The organism is Pannonibacter indicus, from assembly GCF_001418225.1.
Classification (GTDB): domain Bacteria; phylum Pseudomonadota; class Alphaproteobacteria; order Rhizobiales; family Stappiaceae; genus Pannonibacter; species Pannonibacter indicus.
In genome coordinates, this window is record NZ_LIPT01000001.1 from 566,508 (window position 1) to 587,040 (window position 20,533).

A 20,533-nucleotide genomic window follows, 5' to 3' on the forward strand; every position below is an offset into this window, starting at 1 on the left:
CGGAGGCGCTTGCCGCCTCCGGTCTCATCTTTCCCTATCTGCGGAGGCTGCCTGAATGTCGGGGCAAATCGCTTTCCTGGTGCTTGGACGGCTCGGCGTGACTATGCTCACGCTGCTGATCGTGTCCTTCGTGGTCTTCGGCGCAACCCTCTTGCTGCCGGGCGATGTGGCGGAGATCCTGCTGGGTCAGGCCGCCACGCCCGAAGCCGTTGCCGGGCTGCGCGAGGCCATGCATCTCGATTCTCCGGCGCTCATCCGCTACGGCCAGTGGCTTCTGGGTATGGTTCAGGGCGATTTTGGCATTTCCTATGCCAACAATATGCCGATTGCGGACATGATCGGCACCCGCCTTGCCAACACCCTGCGCCTGGCTGCCGTCACCACCACAATCTCTGTGCCGCTGGCCCTGTTCCTCGGCATCACCATGGCCGTCTACAAGGGCTCGCTCTATGACCGGGCCGTCACGACCACGGTGGTTTCCGTCATCTCCGTTCCCGAATTCATGATCGCCACCTTCGCCGTACTGGTCTTTGCTGTCTGGCTGCGCTGGCTGCCCGCCCTGTCGCTGGCCAATGACGTAAGCAGCTTCAGCCAGCTCCTGAAGGTCTTTGCCATGCCGGTGATCACGCTGACCTGTGTCATCTCGGCCCAGATGATCCGCATGACCCGCGCCGCCGTGATCGACGCGCTGAAGATGCCCTATGTGGAGATGGCGCTTCTCAAGGGAGCCTCGCGCAGCCGCATGGTAATGCGCCACGCCCTGCCCAATGCCATCGGCCCGATCGCCAATGCGGTCGCCCTGTCCCTGTCCTACCTGCTGGGCGGCGTGATCATTGTCGAGACGATCTTCAACTATCCGGGCATTGCCAAGCTGATGGTGGATGCGGTTTCCACCCGTGACCTGCCGCTTATCCAGAGCTGCGCGATGATCTTCTGCTTCGGCTTCCTGCTGCTGATCACCATCGCCGACATCATCGCCATTCTTTCCAACCCGAGGCTGCGCACATGAGCCAGACGCCCGTTTTCCCGGCCCGCTTCGGGTTCCGGATGAACACCACCGGCATCGTGGCCGGGCTGATCATCCTGTTCTGGGCGCTGGTCGCCATCGCCGGACCTTCGGTTGCCCCCTATGCGCCCGGCGATATCGTCGATTTCGATTTCTACGGCCCCATCTCGGAAAAGCTGTGGCTGGGCTCGGACTATCTTGGCCGGGACATCTTCTCCCGCATCCTGCTGGGCACGCGCTACACCGTCGGCATTTCCTTTGCGTCTGTGTGCATTGCCTGTTTCTCCGGTGTGGTTCTGGGCATGACGGCGGCCGTCACCGGCGGCTGGTTCGACACGGTGCTGAGCCGCGTGCTGGATGCACTCAACTCGATCCCGTCCAAGCTCTTCGGCCTCGTCATGGTCGCGGCCATCGGCTCGTCCATTCCGGTGCTCATCATCCTGCTGGCCGTCATCTATACCCCTGGCTCCTACCGCTTTGCCCGGGCACTGGCGGTCAATTGCAACACGATGGATTACGTCACTGTGGCACGGGCGCGCGGCGAGCGGACGCTGTATCTCATTTTCCAGGAAATCCTGCCCAACATCACCGGCCCGGTGCTGGCTGACCTTGGCCTGCGCTTTGTCTTCATCGTGCTGCTGCTGTCCGGCCTCTCGTTCCTGGGCCTTGGCGTGCAGCCGCCCAATGCGGACTGGGGCTCCCTCGTGAAGGAAAACATCGGCGGCCTGCCCTTTGGCGCCCCGGCGGTAATTGCACCATGCCTCGCCATCGCCAGCCTGACGATCAGCGTCAACCTTCTGATCGACAACCTGCCAGTCAAGATCCGGGACCGCGCCTGATGACCAAACCTCTTGCCGAAATCCAGGATCTGCACGTCGAAGCCCGCACGGACTCTGGCCGCCGGGTGGAGATCATCAAGGGCGTCAGCCTGACCATCAACCCGGGTGAGATCGTTGCGCTCATCGGCGAAAGCGGATCGGGCAAGACCACGATTGCCCTCACCCTGATGGGTTACACCCGCGCTGGCTGCAAGATCAGCGGTGGCAAGGTTCTGCTTGGCGGGCAGGATCTGGTGACCATGAGCGAGGCGTCGCGCCAGAAGCTGCGCGGCACGGATGTGGCCTATGTGCCGCAGAGTGCGGCTGCCGCCTTCAACCCCTCGCACCGGCTCATCGATCAGGTGGTCGAAGTTGCCAGCATCCACAAGCTGATGAGCCGGACAGAAGCCCGTGCCAAGGCTGTGGACCTGTTCTGCGCCCTCGCCCTGCCCGATCCGGAAACCATTGGCGAGCGCTATCCGCATCAGGTCTCCGGCGGCCAGTTGCAGCGCCTTGCCGCCGCCATGGCCCTCATTGGCGGCCCGCAGCTCGTCATCTTCGATGAGCCCACCACCGCGCTGGACGTGACCACCCAGATCGAAGTGCTGCGCGCCTTCAAGTCCGTCATGCGCAAGGGCGGCATGGCCGGGGTCTATGTCTCCCACGACCTTGCCGTCGTCGCGCAGATTGCCGACCGGATCATTGTGCTCAAGGGCGGCGAGATCCAGGAGGAAGGCTCGACACAGCAGATCCTGCATGCGGCCACCCACCCTTATACGAAAGAGCTTCTGGCCGCCTTCCAGCCGGTGCCCTTCACAGCGCCGGCAGATGCTGCGGTGGACATGCCTGTCAAGCGGCCGATCCTCGAAGTCAGCGGCGTTTACGCAGGCTATGGCCCGATCGAACCAACCGGCCTGCCCTTCAAGACCGTGCTGAAGAACGTCAGCTGCAAGCTGGAGCGCGGGCATAATCTCGGCGTCATCGGCGAAAGCGGCTCGGGCAAATCCACCCTCGCCCGCGTCATCGCCGGCCTGCTGCCGCCGGTGCGCGGCCATGTGCAGCTGGATGGCAAGGAGCTTGATCCGAAAGCCAGATTGCGCAGCAAGGAAGAGCTGCGGCGCATGCAGATCGTCTTCCAGCTAGCTGATACGGCACTCAATCCCTCCCGGTCCGTTGCAGATATTCTTGGCCGTCCGCTTGCGTTTTACCATGGCCAGAAAGGCGCTGAGCAGGAGGCCCGCGTCAACGAACTGCTGGACATGGTGCAACTGCCCCGCGCCCTGCGCCACCGCATGCCGGGTGAACTCTCCGGCGGGCAGAAGCAGCGCGTCAACTTCGCCAGAGCCCTTGCCGCCAAACCGGACATCATCCTGTGCGACGAAATCACCTCCGCCCTCGACACGGTCGTCGCGGCAGCCGTGATCGAACTGCTGAAGGAATTGCAGCGGGAGCTGGGCCTCTCCTACGTCTTCATCAGCCACGACCTCTCCACCGTCCAGTCGATCTGCGATCAGGTAATGGTGATGCAGCATGGCGAGATGGTGGAGCTTCTGGCCAATAACCAGCTGCCGGGCGGCGCCACCCACCCCTATTCCAAGCTGCTCTTCTCCTCCGTGCCGAAACTCGACACCGGCTGGCTCGACAGCCTGCCCGAGAATTTCGCCAGCACGGGGGCGTGAGAGGCTTGGTTTTGGGGGCGCAAGTTCTCGCCGGAACGGCTCCGGCGGAAGGATTCACGCGCCCTTTCAATCTTCACCCCGGACGCAGCGAAGCGGAGATCCGGAGCCGGTGAGCCAAAGAGTCTCGACTTTAACCTATTGAATCAACAGATACCTCGGTTCACCGGCTCCATCTCGCGCAAGGCACGTCAGGCGGACGGCGGAGGAACAGGACCACCTGTCGCCGCCCCCTCACATCGGGAAAATCGTCTTCAGCGGCAGGTGGGATTTCACGAAAGGCGACTTAATCACCACGAAGCTGAAGTACTTGTCGATGCCGACATCCATGTCGATCATCCGCTCCATGATCGCCTGATAATCGCCGATGCTGCCGGTGACGAATTTCAGCAGGTAGTCATAGCCGCCGGAGATCAGGTGGCATTCGATGATCTCCTCCACCTTTTCCGCCGCCTGCTGGAAGCGGTCGAAGTCCATCTTGCGGTGGTTCTTCAAGGTGATTTCGGTGAAAACCGTCAGCGTCGGGCCGAGTTTGGCAAGATCGATCTGCGCCGCATAGCCGGTGATATAGCCCGCCTGTTGCAGTTTTTTCACCCGCATCAGACAGGGGCTGGGCGACAGGTGCACAAGCTCGGCCAGCTCCACATTGGTGATGCGGCCATTTTTCTGCAGCTCGTGCAGAATGCGGATGTCGATCCGGTCCAGCTTCATGATGCCCTCTCGCAATTTGCCGAGAGTAAGCAGAAAATGCCGGACAGGCAATCAGTCAAATCTCCCTCAATACAAAAAGATTTCTCCACGGAACGAACACCACCCCGCCGCCCACGCATCCAGTTTCAGCAGAAAATGCCGCATCATGGCATCACTGCAGTAGCCATGCCTGACAGGCCGCCGCTAGGGTGCAAGTCAAAGGAGCTTTCCATGCGCGCACCCCTGCTGACAATCGAAACCGCCGATGACCTGCCAGCCAAGGCCGATGTTGTGATCATCGGTGCCGGCATCGTGGGCACCTGCGCAGCCTATTACCTAGCAAAGCGCGGGGTGAAGGTGGTGCTGGCGGAAAAGGGCCGCCCCGGTGCCGAGCAGTCCAGCCGCAACTGGGGCTGGTGCCGCCAGCAGAACCGCGATGAACGCGAACTCCCGATGGCGACCCGCAGCCTCGCACTGTGGGATGAGCTTGCCGCCGAGATCGGCCCTGGCCTTGGCTTCCGCCGCTCCGGCCTGTTGTATCTGTCCAACAACGAGGCCGAGATCGAGGGCTGGGCGCGCTGGCGCGATTTCGCCCGTACGCAGAATGTCATCACCCACATGCTCACCGCCGAAGAGGCCGCCGAGCGCGGGCGGGCAACGGGCAAGAGCTGGAAGGGCGGCGTCTTCTCCCCGACCGATGGCATTGCCGATCCGGCCAGCGCCGTGCCGCTGATTGCGAAGGCCGCCGAGACCCATGGCGGCCGCGTACTGCAGAACTGCGCCGTGCGCGGGCTGGAACTCTCCGGCGGCCGTGTCAGCGGCGTCGTGACCGAGCGCGGCACCATCCGCACAAAGACTGCCGTCATGGCGGGCGGTGCCTGGGCCTCCAGCTTCTGCCGCCAGCTCGGCATCCGTTTTCCGCAGGCCTCCGTCCGCGCCTCGATCCTCGCCGTCAGCGAGGCAGCAGGCATTCCGGATGCACTGCACACGGCACGCGTGTCTCTGACCGCACGCAAGGGCGGGCACACGCTCGCCATTTCCGGCCGCGCCCGTGTTGACCCGACCGCGCAGATGCTGCGCTTCGGCACCACCTTCGTTCCGATGTTCCTGAAGCGGCACAAGTCCCTCGCCATCGGCGGACTTGAGGGCCTGCGCAGCGGTCATGAGGGCCTGTCGCGCTGGCGGCTCGACCGGGAAACGCCAATGGAGCGCATGCGCATCCTGGACCCGGCGCCTGATCCGTCTCAGATCCGCGACACGCTGGCCCGCGCCCGTGAACTGATCCCGGCGCTCAATCAGAGTGAGGTTACCGCAGCCTGGGCGGGCTATATCGACAGCACGCCGGATGGCGTGCCGGCCATTGGTGAAACGCAGATCCCCGGCTTCGTGCTTGCCGCCGGCTTCAGCGGCCATGGCTTCGGCATCGGCCCCGGCGCGGGCGACATGATCGCCGATATCGTCATGGGGCGGGAGCCGGCGCTAGACGCCAAGCCCTATCATCCCTCCCGCTTCAGCGAGAGTTCCTGGGGCAAGGTTGCCGATTTCTAAGACAGGGCCAGTCCGCATCTCTCTGTCTGCATCATCCCAAGGCGTGATTGACAAGGCCGAATGTGGTGACCGGACCGCATTCTGGCACGTTGCCCAGGGTCATGGTCGTCACCGTGTCGTAAAGGCCAAGCCCGGCCTCCTGCAGGAAACGGCGCAGCGGACCGTCTTCAGCCCGCGTGTCCATGCGCAGGAACACACCCTGATGGGCTGCCACATGCGGACGGATGAGGGCAATCGCATCCTCTTCCGTTTCTGCGGCAACGGGCCCGATCACACGCCCGCGGCCAAACTCCCGGCTCAACGCAAAACCGGCCACTTTGCCTTCACGCAGGATCACCGTGCCCTCGGAAAGCCCGAAGAGCCGCTCAAACACCTGACTGCGGTCTGCGCCATAGGCACTGGCATCAAGAGCAACGATCTGCGAAGCATGGACCGGGAGCATCGGCACCGCGGTTTCAGGCCCATCCGGCAGTTTTACCGCCATGCCCTGATGCTGATAGACGGCCGCCCGTGGAATGAAGCCCAGCGACAGATAGAGCCGGTAGGCTGCCTTGGTGGCATTGAGCACCTTGCCCCGGTCCGCCGTATCCGCCAGCACGTGCTGCATCAGCCAGGCCCCCGCCCCATGCTCCTGCAGGCGCGGCGATGTGATGACCATGCCGATGGTTGCAAGCTCAGGACCAATGGGAAACCACATGGCAGAGCCCAGCACACGGCCGATCTCGTCGCGGGCGACATAGCCATGGCCGAGGCCGATGGCGAGTTCCCAGTCCTTGGGACGGTGCGGCCAGTTGACGCCAATCGACAGCTCATGCAAGCGGGGAATGTCATCCGGCAGCATGTCCGTGAGGGTCACCTCGTAGGTGTCGAGCGTCTTGGTCAGACCGGCCTGCACGCGCTTGCTCCCTCAAGTTGCGGTCAGGACGAGTCTAACAGCTGACCGCGGAATTTCGTGCTATTTCCGGGCGTTAGGAAGCAGATTCTGCCACAGCCCGTTCCCTGCCCCAGTCCGGCAACAGCGGACGCGTGGTGTTGCCCTCGATAATACGCAATCCGATTTCCTGACCGGGCACGGGAGAATTCTTGCGGCAAAGCTGGAGGAGGCAGCAGGCCGCCTGGCGCCCAAGCTGCAGGCGCGGCAGGTCCAGCGTGGTCAGCCGCGTGCGGATGGAAAAGGCATGCGCGGTGCCGTTGAAGCCGATGACCGAGACCTGCCCCGGCACATCGATCCCCGTCTCAAACAGATAGCGCAGGCCGCCTGCCGCCATCGCATCATTGAGGAAGTGGATCCCCTCCACATCCGGCACGCTTCCCAGCAGCTGCTGGACCAGCAGGGTGCCGCTTTCCACCTGCCGCGGCAAAGTGCCGCCATCCAGAACGGTCAGGCGTGCACCGGCGGCCGACACCTCCGCCGCAAATCCCTTGAAGCGCTCACGGGCGCATAGATCGGCCTCCAGCTGCGAGCCGACATAGGCCAGGCGCCGGAGGCCCGCATCCAGCAGCCGCCGTGCCGCCATGCGCCCAGCCCCGGCGTGATCAACCCCCACCGCCGCATCAAGACCGGCATTGCGCTGATCCCACATCTGCACCGCCGGCACCTGCCGCCGCTCCAGCAGCGCCTGCGCCTTTTCCGTGCGCAGGATCCCGCCCGACACCAGCAATCCTGCGGGCTTCAGCGACAGCATGGTCCGCAGCAGACTCTCTTCCAGCCCGGGATCGAAGAAGGTCTCGCCAATGAAGGTCTGCAGCCCCTCCGGCCGCAGCACCCCGTGAATGCCGCCCAGAACCTCCGCATAGACATGATCGCTGATCGAGGGGATGAGAACCGCCACAAGCTTGCTGGTGCGTGAGCTGAGCGCACCAGCAAGCGAGTTGGGCACATAGCCCAGTTCGTCGGCCAGCTGCTTGATTCGCGCCCGTGTCCCGGCACTCAGCCGCCCGGTATCCCTGAGCGCCTTCGACACGGTCATCGGGCTGACCCCTGCCCGCACCGCCAGATCGGCGATGGTCACGGGACGCTCTTCCGGAAGAGCTTGACGCTCAAATTTGTTATCGATATCATCCAATTTGTTATCGATATCATCCATGGTGGGTTAACGATAACTCAAACGCACATCCCGTGCAATTTGAAGCATTCCAACTTCTGGGAGGAGGACGGATGCACAGCATAATCCGCCTCATATGGCGCTCGATCGATCTCATCATGGCGGCGCTTCTGACCGCGATGATTGCCATCGTTTTTGCCAATGTCGTCCTGCGCTATGGTTTCTCCTCCGGCATCCGCGTTTCGGTGGAACTCTCGCGCCTGTGGTTTGTCTGGGTGGTCATGCTGGGTGCTGCCGTCACCCTGCGCCGGGGCGAGCATCTGGCTCTGGCTGAATTCGCCGAGGCTGCCTTCCCGAAATACATCGGCCTCCTGCGCCGCGCCTGCTGGCTGGTGATCCTCGTCACCGTGCTGATGCTGTTCTGGGGCTGCATGAAGCAGGCCATGATGAACATGTCCAACATCTCGCCACTGACAGGCCTGCCCTCAGGCCTCTTCTATCTGGCGGGCGTCGTGTCCTCGGTGCTCATGACGGCCATTGCGGTGGTCCGCATCATCAATCCTGACAGCGTGAAGCAAGTCCTTGCAGAGGATGGCGCGGAATGACCCTCATTCTCTTTCTGACCGTTCTGATCGGCGCAATCCTGCTGGGCCTGCCGGTTGCCTTCGCCCTGCTGCTCGCCTCCATGGCCTTGATGCTGCAGATGGATATGCTCAGCACCGGCATTCTGGCGCAGAACCTCATCAACGGCGTCGACAACTTCCCGCTGCTGGCCATCCCCTTCTTCCTGGTTGCCGGTGAAGTCATGTCGCGCGGCGGATTGTCCACGCGCATCGTGCGTCTCGCCTCCTCGCTCGTCGGCCACCGCAAGGGCGGGCTTGGCTATGTGGCGATCATGACGTCCATCGTGCTCGCGGGCCTGTCCGGCTCGGCCGTGGCCGATGCGGCCGCGCTCGTCTCGATCCTTTATCCGATGATGCGCGACGGCAATTATCCCGAAGGGCGCAGCCTTGGCCTGCTGGCCGCCGGCGGCATCATCGCGCCGATCATCCCCCCGTCGCTGCCGCTGATCCTGCTGGGCGTTGCGGGCAACATCTCCATTGCCAAGCTGTTCCTCGCCGGTATCGCACCCGGTCTGATGATGGGCCTGACGCTGGTGCTGGTCTGGAGCTTCATGATCCGCAAGGAAAACCTGGAAGTCCTGCCCAAGGCCTCGGGAGCGGAGCGCTGGATGGCCCTGAAGCAAGGTATCTGGGCGCTGCTTTTGCCTATCATCATCATCGGCGGCATCCGCACCGGCGCCTTCACAGCGACGGAAGCGGCGGTGGTGGCGGCGGTCTATGCGATCCTCGTCTCCACGCTTGTCTACCGCGAGCTGACATTCCGGGACTTCCTGCAGGTTCTGATCAGCGCGGGCCGCTCCACGGCGATGGTCATGTTCCTTGTTGGCGCTGCAATGGTCGCCGCCTGGCTCATTACGGTTGCCCAGCTGCCGCAGCAGCTCGCAGCCCTGCTGCAGCCGCTGATCAACAGCCCGCGCCTCCTGATGCTGGTCATCATGCTGATCGTGCTGGCAGTAGGCATGATCATGGATCTTTCACCAACAGTTCTGATTCTCGTGCCGCTGTTCATGCCGGTTATAAAAATGGCGGGGATCGATCCCGTGTACTTCGGGCTCATGTTCATCATGAACTGCTCCATCGGCCTCATCACCCCGCCGGTCGGAACTGTTCTGAACGTCATCTGCGGCGTGGGCCGCGTCCCGATGAGCCGCGCCGTCAAGGGCGTCTGGCCTTTTGTGATCGCCTACGCCCTTCTGCTCGGCTTGTTCATCCTGGTGCCCGAGCTGATCACCGTTCCGGCCCGTTTCATGGGCGGATAACCGTTACCCTGGCTCAATGCCATCATTCTGGGAGGAGTACAGCATGAAGAAAATCCTGAAAGCCCTTGGCCTTGCCACGGCCCTCACCCTTGCCGCTGTCTGCGCACAGGCGCAGACCACATTGAAGTTCGCACATGCCGCGCCGGAAACGGATCTGCAGCAGAACCTTGCCGTGTTCTTCAAGGAGCAGGTCGAGGCGCGCACCAACGGTTCCGTCACGGTCAACATTTTCCCGCAGGGCCAGCTGGGCAATGATGCGGCAATGATCGACGGCACCCGTTCGGGCATCATCGACATCGCCATGTCGGGCCTCAACAACTTCACCGGCCTCGTCAAGGATGCCGGCGTGGTCGAGCTGCCGTTCATGTTCCCGAACCGCGAAATTGCCTACAAGGTTCTGGACGGCGAAATCGGCCAGGGCATTGCCGCCAAGTTCGAGCCGCTGGGCATGAAGGTTCTGGGCTTCCCGGAGAACGGGTACCGCAACATGACCAACAACCGCGGCCCGATCAAGACCCCGGCTGACCTTGCGGGCCTGCGCATGCGCGTCAACAACTCCAAGGCTCTGAACGACATGTTCACCCTGCTGAGCGCAAACCCGCAGCAGCTGCCGGTCGCTGAGCTCTACACCGCCCTGGAAACCGGCGTTGTGGACGCGCAGGACCATCCGATCGGCATCGTTCTGTCCTTCAAGTTCTACGAAGTGCAGAAGTACCTCTCGCTCACCCAGCACGCCTACTCCAACCTGGCCCTCGTCATGAACAATGACAAGTTCAACAGCCTCACCGCCGACGAGCAAAAGGTCATCACCGAAGTGGCTGCCGAAGCCGTCGCCATGCAGCGCAAGCTGGCCCAGGAAAAGGAAGCGGCCATGATCGCCGAACTGACCTCTGCCGGCATGACCGTCAACAGCGACGTCGACGCCGCCGCCTTCCAGGAAGTCGTCCGCCCGGTGTGGGACAACTTCATTGCCGAGAACGGCGACACCCTCGTCAACGCCATCGTCGCCCTGCAGAAGTAATCTGCAGCGCATGAGTATTCAGAATGGCGGTCCGGCAACGGGCCGCCCTTTTGTATTCGGTGGGGGCCCTGCACTCATCTGTTTTCGTCCTGCCATGGCTCGACCATGGCATCCATGCCGCTCCCCATCCGCACGGCACAGCCTCGAAACCCCGCACCGTCACCAAGACCCAATCACACGCCTACACCGCTGAGACGAAAGGGGATGGATGCCATGATCAAGTCATGGCAGGACGGAGCGTGGGGTGGGCGCGAGGGCACAAAAGAAGAAAACCCCTTAAAATCAGAAACATCACTATACCATCATCACCCCATGACGGCGCGTGGGATCACCCCAATGCCTTAAACGCTGCTGCCGCGGATCTGCAGGACGGGGGCGATGGCGATGGTCTGGCGGGAGAGCGGCTTGCTGCCGAGGGCCTCGATGATAATACCTGCCGCCTGCTCGCCGATCTGGCGCGGATGCGGGTTGATCGTGGTCAGCGAGGGCACGGAAATGCCGGCAATCTCGTAGTCACCGAAGCCTGCAATGGAAATGCGCTCCGGCACCGGCACACCCCGGCGCTGGCATTCGGTAAGAGCACCGAAGGCCGACAGGTCCGACACGCAGATGACGGCCTCCGTATCGGGCATATCTTCCAGCAGGCGGCCCATGGCATTGGCCCCTTCCCGCATGGAAATGGGCGGCACCCCGGCGGCTATCAGACGCCCCGTGTCCAGTCCGTAAGCCTTCATGGCCGAGATGAACCCGTTGCGGCGGTCGGTGCCGCGTGTGTCGCGGTCAGCATCCCCGCCGATGAAGGCGATCTTGCGCAGGCCACGTGCCACGAAATGGTCCACCATCGCCTGCACGGCAGCCGCGTTGGAAAAGCCCACGACATGGCCGATGGGCGCGCTCGGCAGATCCCAGGTTTCGACAACCGGGATCGCGGCGTTTTCCAGCAGCTTGCGGGCACGCGGCGTGTGCCTGCCGCCGGTGACGACGATTGCCTCGGGGCGCCGCTGCAGCAGCTGCTCGATCAGTTGCTCTTCGGCGTGAATGTCATAATTAGTGTAGCCCAAAAGGATCTGGAGGCCATGTTGCTTCAGCGTGTCGGAGAGGCCCCCGACCGTTTCGGCAAAGTTGGCGTTGTTCAGCGAGGGAATGCTGACGGCGACGAAGCCGGTGCGCTGCGAGCGCAGGTTGGAGGCCGTGCTGTCGAACACATACCCCAGCTCCTCGGCCGCCTGATGGATCGCCGTGCGCGTTGCCTCGGAGACCGAACTGCCGTCCTTGAAGGCCCGGCTGACGGTCATGGGTGAGACGCCTGCGGCGCGGGCGACATCAGCCATGGTGGGCGGTTTGCGGGTCTGGCGCATCTGGGGCCGTGGAGCTGGGGTTACAGTTACCTTCCGGAGTATCCGAAGGGCTGTCCAGCTGGCAAGTCAGCCAGCCAGAACGTGGTCATGTGCCGTGGTGATGTGGTGATGGATGCGGCCCGTGAAGAAGCGCTCCAGCACCGACTCGGTCGCAGCACGCGCCTCGGCCCGGATCGGGCTGGCAAGAGCGGCATCAACCGTGGCAAGGTCCGGATAGCTGATGGCGAGGATCATCGGATATTCCGGGGCGCCCTCGTCGCGGCTTTCCGCGAAGGTGACACGCACGGCCAGCGCGCCGGGGAAACCCTTCCACTTCGGCAGGATTTCCGACAGCACGGCCTCACGGAAAGCTGCGTCCTGGCCTTCATGAACCTTGCCCTCGAACAGGGCATAACGGGTGATCATTCGAAGTTCTCCTGGTTGGGCCCCTTGAAAAACTCCATCAAGGCGGCCTGATCTTCGCCGCCAAGGCCCGCTGCGGTCAGCATGCGGTGCACTTCGGCGCAGATGGCAGTCAGCGGCATGGCGGTGTGGGTCTGGCGGGCGAGATCCTGCGCGCCGTTGAGATCCTTCACCATGTTGTCGATGCGCCCCGTGCGGCGGTAGTCGCGCGCGGCAAAGCGGGGCATGTATTCCTGCAGAATGGCGCTGTCGGCGCGCCCGCCCTTGAGCGCCTGCGGAATGCGGGTCACCTCCACACCGGCAGCTTCCGCCAGCGCGGTGGCTTCGGCGACGGCCAGGAAGCCAAGGCCGCAGAGCACCTGATTGATCAGCTTGGTGGTCTGGCCTGCGCCCGCCGGGCCCATGTGGGTCTGATTGCTGGCAACGCCGGAAAGCACCTGCTGGGCTTCCTTGACGTCGGCCTCCGCTCCGCCCTGCATCAGGGTAAGCTGGCCGATGGCCGCCTTCGGAATGCCGCCGGACAGCGGGCTGTCCACCCAGCGCAGACCCTTTCCGGCTGCGTCTGCCGCAAGCTGGCGCGTGGCTTCTGGATCGATCGACGACATGTCGATGATCAGCGTGCCCGATGCCGCCCCTTCCGACACGCCGCCAGCACCGAATACGGCGGCACGGACGATGCGCGGGGCATTGAGGCTGAGGATCACAGCCTTTGCGCCCGATGCGGCCTCGGCAGCGCTGGCCGCAGCCACTGCACCCTTGGCCACGAGACCATCCACCTTGGCGGTGTCCAGATCGAACACCTTCAGCAGCGTGCCAGTTTCAACGAGGCGGGCGCCGATGGCACCGCCCATGGCGCCTGCGCCAATCAGCGCAACATGTCCAGTCATGCCTTGATCTCCTCCAGATTCAGCCCCTTGACGATGCCATCCACAAGCGCATCAAGCGGCTGGCAAATGTCGGCAGTGAGCGCGCCCTCGTCCGGCTGCGGCAGTTCCAGCGCCGCAAACTGGCTGTCGAGCAGCGACAGAGGCATGTAGTGCCCCGTGCGCTGCGCCATGCGCCCGGCGATGAGATCGCGCGAGCCGGCCAGATGCACGAAGGTCACCGGCCCGCCAGCCAGCGCACGGATGCGGTCTCGGTAGATCCGCTTCAGCGCCGAGCAGCCGATGATGATCGGTGCCTTGTCCGCAAGCTCCCGGCCCACCTGATCGAGCCAGGGCCAGCGGTCCTCGTCGGTCAGGGGAATGCCGGAGCGCATCTTCTCGACATTGGCAGCCGGATGCAGGTCGTCACCGTCCCGGTAGGCAATACCGGTGCGGGCGCTGATGGCTTCACCCACGCTCGACTTGCCGCACCCGGCAACGCCCATCAGAATGATGCGGGTGCTCATCACAGCGAGGCCGTGATGCCGCCGTCAACGAACAGCACGTGGCCGTTGACGAAGGAGGCCGCTTCCGAGGACAGGAACACGCAGGCGCCAACCAGTTCCTCCACCTTGCCCCAGCGGCCTGCGGGCGTGCGCTTTTCCAGCCATGCGGAGAAGGCCGGATCGGCCACGAGCGCGGCGTTGAGCGGCGTGTCGAAGTAGCCCGGCGCGATGGCGTTGCAGTTGATGCCATACTTGGCCCAGTCGGTGGCCATGCCCTTGGTCAGGTTGCCGACAGCGCCCTTGGTGGCGGTGTAGGGGGCTATGGACGGGCGGGCGAGCGCGGTCTGCACGCTGGCGATGTTGATGATCTTGCCCTTGCCGCGCTTGATCATGTGGCGGGCAACGGCCTGACCGACATGGAAGATGCTGGCAACGTTGGTCTGCAGCAGGCGCTCGAAGGCATCTGCGGGGAAGTCTTCCAGCGGGGCGCGGTGCTGCATGCCGGCGTTGTTCACAAGAATGTCGATGGCGCCATTCTCCGCCTCGAAAGCATCGACGGCGGCGCGGACACCTTCGTGATCCGTCACGTCAAAGGCGAGGGTTTCGGCACCCGGAACCTGGGCTGCAGCTTCGGCCAGACGCGCCGCATTCCGGCCATTCAGGACCACCTGCGCACCGGCCGCCGCAAGCCCCTTGGCAAGCGCAAGACCGATACCCTGCGAGGAACCGGTTACCAATGCACGGCGTCCGGTCAGGTCAAATAGCTGAAGGCTCACTCTCTTCCCCTTTATCAGAAAACCACTCGACAAGTTCGTCTGACCCTGTTTATGTTATCGATAACATTTGATGTCAAGCCCGAAGCTTACGGAGACAAGAATGAGCAAGCCCCACCTCCTCCAGGTTGGACCCTACCCGGAGTGGGACCAGATCCCCCTTGAAGAAGCCTTCACCGTGCACCGCTATTTCGAGGCGGCGGACAAGGCGGCTTTCCTTGCTAAGGTGGGCCCGCAAATCCGCGGCATCGCCACGCGCGGCGAGCTGGGTGCGAATGCTGACATGATCGCAGCCTGCCCGAATCTCGAAGTCATCAGCGTCTATGGCGTCGGCTATGATGCGGTGGATCTGAACGCTGCCAAGGCTCGCGGCATCCGCGTCACCAACACGCCGGATGTGCTGACCAATGACGTGGCCGACCTTGGCGTTGCCATGATGCTGGTGCAGTCGCGCGGCATGATCGGCGCGGAAACCTGGGTCAAGGACGGCTCCTGGGCTGCCAAGGGGCTTTATCCGCTGAAGCGCCGCGTCTGGGGCCGCAAGGCCGGCGTTCTGGGCCTTGGCCGCATCGGCTACGAGGTGGCCAAGCGCCTCGCCGGTTTCGACATGGAGATCGCCTATTCGGACGTGTCCGCCAAGGACTACGCCTCGCAGTGGGAGTTCATTCAGGACCCTGTTGCACTGGCTGCCCGTTCCGACTTCCTGTTCGTCACCCTCGCCGCATCGGCTGCCACGCGGCACATCGTCGGCCCGAAGGTGATCGAGGCTCTGGGGCCGGAAGGCATGCTGATCAACATCAGCCGCGCCTCCAACATTGACGAAGAGGCGCTTCTCGACGCACTGGAGAGCGGCAAGCTCGGTTCGGCCGCGCTTGACGTGTTCGAAGGCGAGCCGAAGCTCAACCCGCGCTTCCTCAAGCTCGACAACGTGCTGCTGCAGCCGCACCATGCCTCGGGCACCATCGAAACCCGCAAGGCCATGGGCCAGCTGCTGCGCGACAACCTGACCGCCCATTTTGCCGGCAAGCCCCTGCCGGCACCGGTTCTGTAAGGATCACACCCATGCGTGCCATCGTCATTCACGCCGCCAAGGATCTTCGCGTCGAAGAGCGCCCGGAGGAAACCCCGGGCGAAGGCCAGCTGCGCCTGCGCCTTGCCACCGGCGGCGTCTGCGGCTCGGACCTGCACTACTACAACCACGGCGGCTTCGGCACCGTGCGCCTGCGCGAGCCGATGATTCTCGGTCACGAAGTCTCCGCCTATGTGGAAAGCGTCGGCCCCGGCGTCACCGGCTACACCGAAGGCCAGCTTGTGGCCGTGTCCCCGTCCCGCCCCTGCCGCGCTTGCAAGTACTGCCTGGAAGGCCTGCCGAACCAGTGCCTCAACATGCGCTTCTACGGCTCGGCCATGCCCTTCCCGCATATTCAGGGCGCCTTCCGCGAAGTGCTGGTGGCTGACCAGTTCCAGTGCGTCGATGCAACCGGCCTGACGCCGGGCGAAGCTGCCATGGCTGAGCCGCTGGCCGTTACGCTGCACGCCACCCGCCGCGCGGGCGACATGCTGGGCAAGCGCGTGCTGGTGACCGGCTGCGGCCCCATCGGCATCCTGTCGATTCTTGCCGCCCGCCGCTCGGGCGCGCAGGAAATCGTGGCGACCGACCTCTCCGATTTTACGCTGGCGCTGGCCCGCAAGGTGGGCGCAGACCGCACCATCAACATGGCGAACGAACCGGATGCGCTGGCCGCCTATAACGCTGACAAGGGCTATTTCGACGTGCTCTACGAGTGCTCGGGCGCTGCCCCTGCACTGGCTGGCGGCATCGCGGCCCTGCGCCCGCGCGGCATCATTCTGCAGCTTGGCCTTGGCGGTGACATGAGCGTGCCGATGATGGCCATCACGGCAAAGGAACTGGATCTGCGCGGCTCGTTCCGCTTCCATCCGGAATTCGCCGTGGGCGTCAGCCTGATGCAGAAGGGTCTCATCGACGTGAAGCCGCTGATTACCCACACGGTTGGCCTCGACAAGGCAGAGGAAGCCTTCCTGCTGGCATCCGACCGCAGCCAGGCCATGAAGGCCCAGATCGCCTTTTCCTGACGGGTTCTCCATCCAGCTGCCGCGCCCGGCACCCCACTGGCCCGCAAGGACCACAGCCGGGCGCGGCCTCTCTCAAACTCAGACCGCCTCGTCGCGTAAACGCCTTTCTTGCCCACGCCTCAGGTGGTAACGCTACCTGCAATCAGGCCGGACCAACGGCCCGCAGGGACAGGGAGGTCTCATGCCGTTTTTCGAGGTCATTGACCCGGTTTTCCAGACCTACGTCCTCGGCAATGCGCCGGTGAAGCGGATCGCCACCGGCTTTGACTGGGTGGAAGGCCCGGTCTGGTTCGGCGATGCGGGGCACCTGCTGTTCTCCGACATCCCCAACAACCGCATCATGCGCTGGACGCCGGATGGGGTGACCACCTACCGCGCGCCTTCCAACTATGCCAATGGCCACACCCGCGACAGGCAGGGCCGGCTGATCTCCTGCGAACATGGCACGCGCCGCGTCACCCGCACCGAATGGGACGGCTCGATCACCGTGATCGCCGACAGGTTCGAGGGCAAGCGCCTGAATTCGCCCAATGATGTCATCGTCTCGCGCGATGGCGCCATCTGGTTCTCCGATCCCCATTACGGGATCATGACCGATTACGAGGGCTTCAAGTCCGAACAGGAACTGCCCTGCGCGGTCTACCGGGTTGATCCCGACGGCACCATTGACAAAGTGATCGATGATATGGCCTGTCCCAACGGACTGGCATTCAGCCCGGATGAAAGCCTGCTCTATGTTGCCGATACCGGCCGCATGTTCGGCAGCGATCCCCAGCACATCCGGGCCTATGTCATGAAAAACGGCAGACCCAGCGAGGGGCGTGTGTTCCACACGATCCAGCCAGGCTGTGCCGATGGATTCCGGGTGGACGGGGACGGCAATCTGTGGTCCTCGGCTGCTGACGGCGTCCACTGCATCGCCCCGGAGGGCCACCTCATGGGCAAGATCCTTGTGCCGGAACTGGTGTCCAACCTCTGTTTCGGCGGCAGGGCGAAACATCAGCTCTTCATCACGGCGACGACCAGCGTCTACTCCGTGATCCTGAACCGGAAAGGACTACAATGGCCATGACTTCGGCAGAGATCGGGCTCATCGGACTTGGCACGATGGGTGCCGCACTGGCGCTGAATATCGCCGAAAAAGGCTTTCGCATTGCCGTGTGGAACCGCACCACGGACGTAACCCGCCGCTTCCATGCAGAAGCCGGTGATCTGGCCGCGAACGTGGTTCCCACCGAAAGCCTGAAGGAGCTGGTGGCGGCCATCAAGCCGCCGCGCGCCATCATCCTCATGGTCCCGGCCGGCAAGGCCGTGGATGACCAGATCGAGGCTCTGGCTCCGCTGCTCGGCAAGGATGACCTGATCATCGACGCGGGCAACGCCAACTTCCACGACACCAACCGCCGCGCCGCCGCAGACCTTGGAGTCCGCTTCATGGGCATCGGCGTGTCCGGCGGCGAGGAAGGGGCGCGTCACGGCCCCTCGATCATGGCTGGCGGCAACCCGGCCGATTTCGAGCGGGTGAAGCCGGTTCTCACTGCCATTGCCGCCCGCTACGGTGACACGCCTTGCGCCACCTGGATGGGCGAGGCAGGTGCCGGCCACTTCGTCAAGGCCGTGCACAACGGCATCGAATATGCCGACATGCAGATGATCGCCGAAGTCTACGGCATCATGCGCGACGGGATGGGCCTTGGCGCCGCCGATGCAGCCGCCATCTTCCAGAAGTGGAACGAAGGCACACTGCGCTCCTATCTGGTGGAAATCTCTGGCGCCGTCGCCGCCGCCACCGATCCGCTGACCGGCCAGCCGATGCTCGACGTCATTCTGGATGCTGCCGGGCAGAAGGGCACGGGCCGCTGGACCGTCATCGAAGCCCAGCATCTGGGCGCTCCAGTGCCGGTGATCGAGGCCGCCGTGATGGCGCGCAACGTCTCGTCCCGCGTGGACGAGCGCAAGGCCGGTGAAGCGCTCTATGGCGCGGCCCCGCAGAAGCTGACGGATGCACCGTCCGCTGACGAGCTGGAGCAGGCGCTGATCGCAGGCAAGATCCTGTGCTATGCGCAGGGCTTCACCATGATGACCGCAGCCTCGGCCACCTTCGGCTGGAATCTGCCGCTGCCGGACATCGCCCGCGTGTGGCGTGCCGGCTGCATCATCCGCTCGGACATGCTGAACGACATGGCCAGTGCCCTTACGGAAGATGCCACGCGCAACCTGATCATGGCGCCGGACTTTGCCCGCCGCATCGAGGCAGCGCTTCCGGCCCTGCGCAAGATCGTCGCCCTCGGCGCGCTCAACGGCCTGCCGGTTCCGGCTCTGGCCTCGGGCCTTGCCTGGTTCGACCTGATGCGCACGGCACGCGGCACCGCCAACATGATCCAGGCCCAGCGCGACTTCTTCGGCGCCCACGGTTTCGACCGCCTCGACGGCAAGGACGCCCACCATGGCCCCTGGGGCCTCTCGGCATCCTGACGGCAAAACTGAACACTGCCCCTCCTTCAGGGGATGGGGCAGCGTTTGACTGTGACTCCAGAAAGGGGCAGAGCGCAGTTCCCCACCACACATTCCGCATCGTCCCGGACGTAGCGCAGCGGAGATCCGGGAACCACTCGCTTCCAGAGCGGCAAGACTGGAACGCGGCAAAGAGGCGTGCGCAGGGCCGGTGATTGCCGCCCCGAGTGAGACAACAGCACCTCTCTGCAAACGAGTAGCCCCCGGCTCGCGCTGCGCTTGGCCGGGGTAACTCAGTGCCTGTTCGCAACGCAGTGCCCAGCGGCTGAGGCACTCACAAAGCTGAAGCAGAAGCCCCTACGCCGTCTCCCCCGGAACCAGCCGCGTCGGGACAACGGTGATGTCCTGCCCCGGTTCGCCGCGCAGGCGGGCGACGAGGGCTTCGGCGGCGGATTTGCCGATGGCCGTGGCAGGAACAACCGTGGTCGTCAGGCGGCGCGGCAGGACGGAGGCTGCTTCCATGCCGCCCCAGCCGGCGATGCCCAGATCTTCCGGCACACGGATGCCCCGCGCCTCGCAATAGGCAAGGCCGCCGATGGCCATTTCGTCATTGTGGAAATAGACCGCATCAAGGTCCGGCTCACGCGCAAGCAGGGTTTCGAGCCCGTAGAAGCCCCGGTAAAAGCCGGGGTTGTCGATGAGGACTTCCTTCGCCGCCAGAGGATGGCCTCCCGCCGACAGTGCCGCCTCGAAGCCATCGAGCCGGGCCGAGCTGATCACATCCGACAGACCCAAGGCCCCGACATAGCCAACCTTGCGCCGCCCGCGCCGCAGCAGAAACTGGCCCATTTCCATGCCGCAATCGAAGTGGGAAAAGCCGACCGCCATGTCGACGGGGCTTGTCGTCAGCTCCCACACCTCCACCACCGGCATGGCCGACTGGCGCAGCATCTCGACTGTGCCAGGCGTGTGCAGACTGCCGGAGAGGATGACGCCGGCCGGGCGCCAGCTCACTACCTGCCGCACCCAGTCCTCTTCCTGCTCCACCGCGTGATTGCTGGCCCCGATCATCAGTTGATAGCCGAGCCGCGACAGGGCGCGGTCCACCCCGTCGAGCACCTGACCGAAGAGGCTGGAACTCAGACGTGGCACGCACATGCCGACCAGTGTCGAGGCCTGCTCTGAGCCGAAGGCCGCCGCCAGACGGTTGGGCACATAGCCAAGCGTCTCCGCCGCTGCGAGAACCTTCCCGCGCGTTTCCTCAGAAAATCCGCTGCCACCGCGCAGGACACGGCTCACCGTCATCTTCGACACCCCCGCCACGCGGGCGATGTCATCCATATTGGCCTTGTTCCGCCGGTCCATCATGCTTCCAGACTGCCGCATATGCAGATTAT

At 63.9% G+C, this 20,533-nt stretch carries 20 protein-coding genes; 11 read left to right on the forward strand and 9 right to left on the reverse strand.

What is annotated here, in order from left to right:
* The first annotated feature begins 55 nt into the window (after positions 1–55).
* The 3 genes from ASC48_RS02540 to ASC48_RS02550 are packed head-to-tail and all read left to right on the forward strand — an operon-like array spanning position 56 to position 3,503.
* Positions 56–1,009 carry an ABC transporter permease gene (locus tag ASC48_RS02540; protein WP_055454215.1) on the forward strand — a complete coding sequence of 318 codons (954 nt, stop codon included), beginning with the start codon at positions 56–58 and terminating at the stop codon, positions 1,007–1,009.
* The gene (locus ASC48_RS02545) at positions 1,006–1,845 is read left to right on the forward strand and encodes an ABC transporter permease (RefSeq protein ID WP_055454216.1); all 840 of its coding nucleotides are present in this window, start codon (positions 1,006–1,008) and stop codon (positions 1,843–1,845) included. The genes ASC48_RS02540 and ASC48_RS02545 overlap by 4 nt, the downstream gene beginning before the upstream one ends.
* Positions 1,845–3,503 (forward strand): ABC transporter ATP-binding protein, encoded by a 1,659-nt coding sequence (locus ASC48_RS02550; protein ID WP_055454217.1) that lies wholly within the window; start codon positions 1,845–1,847, stop codon positions 3,501–3,503. Before ASC48_RS02545 ends, ASC48_RS02550 begins: the two co-directional genes overlap by 1 nt.
* A gap of 231 nt (positions 3,504–3,734) precedes the next feature.
* Here ASC48_RS02550 and ASC48_RS02555 read toward each other — a convergent pair whose 3' ends face one another.
* Positions 3,735–4,211, reverse strand: coding sequence for an Lrp/AsnC family transcriptional regulator (locus ASC48_RS02555; RefSeq protein ID WP_055454218.1), 477 nt, complete (start codon positions 4,209–4,211; stop codon positions 3,735–3,737).
* Positions 4,212–4,421: 210 nt separating this feature from the next.
* On the opposite strand from ASC48_RS02555, the gene ASC48_RS02560 reads away from it, so the two are divergent.
* Positions 4,422–5,738, forward strand: coding sequence for an NAD(P)/FAD-dependent oxidoreductase (locus ASC48_RS02560; RefSeq protein ID WP_055454219.1), 1,317 nt, complete (start codon positions 4,422–4,424; stop codon positions 5,736–5,738).
* Between the two features lie 31 nt (positions 5,739–5,769).
* Here ASC48_RS02560 and ASC48_RS02565 read toward each other — a convergent pair whose 3' ends face one another.
* Both ASC48_RS02565 and ASC48_RS02570 read right to left on the reverse strand, forming a co-directional pair.
* Complete coding sequence (locus ASC48_RS02565; protein ID WP_055454220.1) at positions 5,770–6,633, reverse strand: GNAT family N-acetyltransferase; 864 nt, start codon at positions 6,631–6,633, stop codon at positions 5,770–5,772.
* A gap of 73 nt (positions 6,634–6,706) precedes the next feature.
* Positions 6,707–7,750, reverse strand: a complete 1,044-nt coding sequence (locus tag ASC48_RS02570) for a LacI family DNA-binding transcriptional regulator (protein WP_244269982.1) — start codon at positions 7,748–7,750, stop codon at positions 6,707–6,709.
* Positions 7,751–7,896: 146 nt separating this feature from the next.
* Between ASC48_RS02570 and ASC48_RS02575 the strand changes: the two genes are divergently transcribed.
* Genes ASC48_RS02575 through ASC48_RS02585 form a run of 3 tightly spaced genes read left to right on the forward strand, consistent with a single transcriptional unit; the run spans position 7,897 to position 10,686 of the window.
* Positions 7,897–8,388, forward strand: coding sequence for a TRAP transporter small permease (locus ASC48_RS02575; RefSeq protein ID WP_055454222.1), 492 nt, complete (start codon positions 7,897–7,899; stop codon positions 8,386–8,388).
* On the forward strand, positions 8,385–9,665 hold the full coding sequence (locus ASC48_RS02580) for a TRAP transporter large permease subunit (protein ID WP_055454223.1): 1,281 nt from the start codon (positions 8,385–8,387) through the stop codon (positions 9,663–9,665). Before ASC48_RS02575 ends, ASC48_RS02580 begins: the two co-directional genes overlap by 4 nt.
* Before the next feature lie 43 nt (positions 9,666–9,708).
* Positions 9,709–10,686, forward strand: a complete 978-nt coding sequence (locus ASC48_RS02585) for a TRAP transporter substrate-binding protein (RefSeq protein WP_055454224.1) — start codon at positions 9,709–9,711, stop codon at positions 10,684–10,686.
* Between the two features lie 341 nt (positions 10,687–11,027).
* On the opposite strand, the gene ASC48_RS02590 is transcribed toward ASC48_RS02585, so the two are convergent.
* From ASC48_RS02590 to ASC48_RS02610, 5 genes are all read right to left on the reverse strand, one after another.
* Positions 11,028–12,044 carry a LacI family DNA-binding transcriptional regulator gene (locus ASC48_RS02590; RefSeq protein ID WP_055454225.1) on the reverse strand — a complete coding sequence of 339 codons (1,017 nt, stop codon included), beginning with the start codon at positions 12,042–12,044 and terminating at the stop codon, positions 11,028–11,030.
* A 66-nt stretch (positions 12,045–12,110) separates the two neighbouring features.
* Positions 12,111–12,449 (reverse strand): hypothetical protein, encoded by a 339-nt coding sequence (locus ASC48_RS02595; RefSeq protein ID WP_055454226.1) that lies wholly within the window; start codon positions 12,447–12,449, stop codon positions 12,111–12,113.
* The gene (locus tag ASC48_RS02600) at positions 12,446–13,333 is read right to left on the reverse strand and encodes an NAD(P)-dependent oxidoreductase (protein ID WP_055454227.1); all 888 of its coding nucleotides are present in this window, start codon (positions 13,331–13,333) and stop codon (positions 12,446–12,448) included. The genes ASC48_RS02595 and ASC48_RS02600 overlap by 4 nt, the downstream gene beginning before the upstream one ends.
* Positions 13,330–13,836, reverse strand: coding sequence for a gluconokinase (locus ASC48_RS02605; RefSeq protein ID WP_082439949.1), 507 nt, complete (start codon positions 13,834–13,836; stop codon positions 13,330–13,332). The genes ASC48_RS02600 and ASC48_RS02605 overlap by 4 nt, the downstream gene beginning before the upstream one ends.
* Entirely contained in the window at positions 13,836–14,591 is a 756-nt protein-coding gene (locus ASC48_RS02610) for an SDR family oxidoreductase (RefSeq protein WP_055454228.1), read from the reverse strand. The genes ASC48_RS02605 and ASC48_RS02610 overlap by 1 nt, the downstream gene beginning before the upstream one ends.
* A 100-nt stretch (positions 14,592–14,691) precedes the next feature.
* Between ASC48_RS02610 and ASC48_RS02615 the strand changes: the two genes are divergently transcribed.
* The 4 genes from ASC48_RS02615 to gndA all read left to right on the forward strand — a co-directional run bounded on the left by ASC48_RS02615 (position 14,692) and on the right by gndA (position 19,157).
* Complete coding sequence (locus ASC48_RS02615) at positions 14,692–15,639, forward strand: 2-hydroxyacid dehydrogenase (protein WP_055454229.1); 948 nt, start codon at positions 14,692–14,694, stop codon at positions 15,637–15,639.
* 11 nt (positions 15,640–15,650) lie between these two features.
* Positions 15,651–16,682 (forward strand): L-idonate 5-dehydrogenase, encoded by a 1,032-nt coding sequence (locus ASC48_RS02620; protein WP_055454230.1) that lies wholly within the window; start codon positions 15,651–15,653, stop codon positions 16,680–16,682.
* A gap of 181 nt (positions 16,683–16,863) precedes the next feature.
* The gene (locus ASC48_RS02625) at positions 16,864–17,754 is read left to right on the forward strand and encodes an SMP-30/gluconolactonase/LRE family protein (protein WP_055454231.1); all 891 of its coding nucleotides are present in this window, start codon (positions 16,864–16,866) and stop codon (positions 17,752–17,754) included.
* Positions 17,751–19,157 (forward strand): NADP-dependent phosphogluconate dehydrogenase, encoded by a 1,407-nt coding sequence (gene gndA, locus ASC48_RS02630; protein WP_055454332.1) that lies wholly within the window; start codon positions 17,751–17,753, stop codon positions 19,155–19,157. The genes ASC48_RS02625 and gndA overlap by 4 nt, the downstream gene beginning before the upstream one ends.
* 336 nt (positions 19,158–19,493) lie before the next feature.
* Here gndA and ASC48_RS02635 read toward each other — a convergent pair whose 3' ends face one another.
* Positions 19,494–20,501, reverse strand: coding sequence for a LacI family DNA-binding transcriptional regulator (locus ASC48_RS02635; RefSeq protein ID WP_055454333.1), 1,008 nt, complete (start codon positions 20,499–20,501; stop codon positions 19,494–19,496).
* Between the last annotated feature and the right edge of the window lie 32 nt (positions 20,502–20,533).

Excerpts from the sequence above, each read along its gene's own strand:
- ASC48_RS02545 (WP_055454216.1), top strand. The coding sequence starts at position 1,006 with ATGAGCCAGACGCCCGTTTTCCCGGCCCGCTTCGGGTTCCGGATGAAC.
- ASC48_RS02550 (WP_055454217.1), top strand. The coding sequence starts at position 1,845 with ATGACCAAACCTCTTGCCGAAATCCAGGATCTGCACGTCGAAGCCCGC.
- ASC48_RS02625 (WP_055454231.1), top strand. The coding sequence starts at position 16,864 with ATGCCGTTTTTCGAGGTCATTGACCCGGTTTTCCAGACCTACGTCCTC.
- ASC48_RS02560 (WP_055454219.1), top strand. The coding sequence starts at position 4,422 with ATGCGCGCACCCCTGCTGACAATCGAAACCGCCGATGACCTGCCAGCC.
- ASC48_RS02580 (WP_055454223.1), top strand. The coding sequence starts at position 8,385 with ATGACCCTCATTCTCTTTCTGACCGTTCTGATCGGCGCAATCCTGCTG.
- ASC48_RS02575 (WP_055454222.1), top strand. The coding sequence starts at position 7,897 with ATGCACAGCATAATCCGCCTCATATGGCGCTCGATCGATCTCATCATG.
- ASC48_RS02615 (WP_055454229.1), top strand. The coding sequence starts at position 14,692 with ATGAGCAAGCCCCACCTCCTCCAGGTTGGACCCTACCCGGAGTGGGAC.
- ASC48_RS02555 (WP_055454218.1), bottom strand. The coding sequence starts at position 4,211 with ATGAAGCTGGACCGGATCGACATCCGCATTCTGCACGAGCTGCAGAAA.
- ASC48_RS02600 (WP_055454227.1), bottom strand. The coding sequence starts at position 13,333 with ATGACTGGACATGTTGCGCTGATTGGCGCAGGCGCCATGGGCGGTGCC.
- ASC48_RS02540 (WP_055454215.1), top strand. The coding sequence starts at position 56 with ATGTCGGGGCAAATCGCTTTCCTGGTGCTTGGACGGCTCGGCGTGACT.
- ASC48_RS02635 (WP_055454333.1), bottom strand. The coding sequence starts at position 20,501 with ATGGACCGGCGGAACAAGGCCAATATGGATGACATCGCCCGCGTGGCG.
- ASC48_RS02595 (WP_055454226.1), bottom strand. The coding sequence starts at position 12,449 with ATGATCACCCGTTATGCCCTGTTCGAGGGCAAGGTTCATGAAGGCCAG.
- ASC48_RS02585 (WP_055454224.1), top strand. The coding sequence starts at position 9,709 with ATGAAGAAAATCCTGAAAGCCCTTGGCCTTGCCACGGCCCTCACCCTT.
- ASC48_RS02590 (WP_055454225.1), bottom strand. The coding sequence starts at position 12,044 with ATGCGCCAGACCCGCAAACCGCCCACCATGGCTGATGTCGCCCGCGCC.
- ASC48_RS02620 (WP_055454230.1), top strand. The coding sequence starts at position 15,651 with ATGCGTGCCATCGTCATTCACGCCGCCAAGGATCTTCGCGTCGAAGAG.
- gndA (WP_055454332.1), top strand. The coding sequence starts at position 17,751 with ATGACTTCGGCAGAGATCGGGCTCATCGGACTTGGCACGATGGGTGCC.
- ASC48_RS02605 (WP_082439949.1), bottom strand. The coding sequence starts at position 13,836 with ATGAGCACCCGCATCATTCTGATGGGCGTTGCCGGGTGCGGCAAGTCG.